1 protein-coding gene is annotated in these 996 nt (G+C 69.6%); it reads right to left on the bottom strand.

Going from position 1 to position 996, the window contains the following annotated elements; translation table 11 throughout:
- A partial coding sequence (locus tag ACTWLT_RS31525; RefSeq protein ID WP_445321493.1) for an HAD-IIIA family hydrolase occupies positions 1-995 on the bottom strand: 995 nt, incomplete at its 3' end.
- Position 996 lies beyond the last annotated feature (1 nt).

Genomic DNA, 996 nt, shown 5'->3' with positions numbered 1-996 from the left:
TGGCCGGCGGCGGCGGCGAGGGAGAGCGCGCGTTCGGGTTCCGGAACACCCACCGGCACCCGATGACGGACGTCCAGCAACGAGCCCGGATAGTCGTCACTGATCGCCGCGATCCGACCCACACCCGCCATCCGCAGCAGCAACGCCACCGGCAGCGCCGACTGATGAAACGACGTGAACACCACCGCCTCATCCGCCCCGACCGCCGCCAGCCGCGCCGTCAGAACACGCATCGCCTCCGCATCCACCGCAGCCGGCGCCGGATCAATCCACGGCAACGGATACTCGATCACCTCATCAACACCCGGCAACAGACCCGCCGCAGCACGCCCCCGCGGCCCACACAACAACACCACCCGCCGCGCACCCGCCGCCACCGCACGAATCGCCGGCCCGGTCACCAACACATCCCCCGCCGAATCCGACCGCACCACCAACGCCGTACCCACCCGCGCACCCACCCCAGCCGGACGCACAGCCCGCTGCCGACGCAGAATCTCCTCCACCGCCGCCGGCAGATCAGCAGCCACCCACCCCGCAGCGGCGACCTCCTCCGCACGCGTCACCGGCGTCGGCACCAACACCCCCGCCGCCCCCGCCGCCAACGCCGCCGCCACATCCCGACCAATGTCACCCACCACCACACACCGCGACGCACTCGTCCCCAACTCCCGCGCCGCCGCATGCACCAAACCCGGAGCCGGCTTACGACAACCACACCCATCGGCGTCATCGTGCGGACAGATCAACCACGCATCAAAGCCGCCCAACAACTCCTCAACCCGGGCATGCACCGCCCGCATCTGCTCACCCGTGAAATACCCCCGCGCCAGACCCGACTGATTCGTCACCACCGCCAACCGCAACCCAGCAGCCCGCAACCGATCCAACGCCACCCGCGCACCCGGCACCGGCCGCACCTTCTCCGGATCACCGTTGAACGGCACATCCTCAATCAACGTGCCATCCCGATCCAGCAACACCGCGTCGTACAGG

Source organism: Micromonospora yongxingensis (assembly GCF_052601155.1).
The sequence above is the reverse complement of the archived record's forward strand: the minus strand, read 5'-3'. Positions and strand labels throughout refer to the sequence as shown.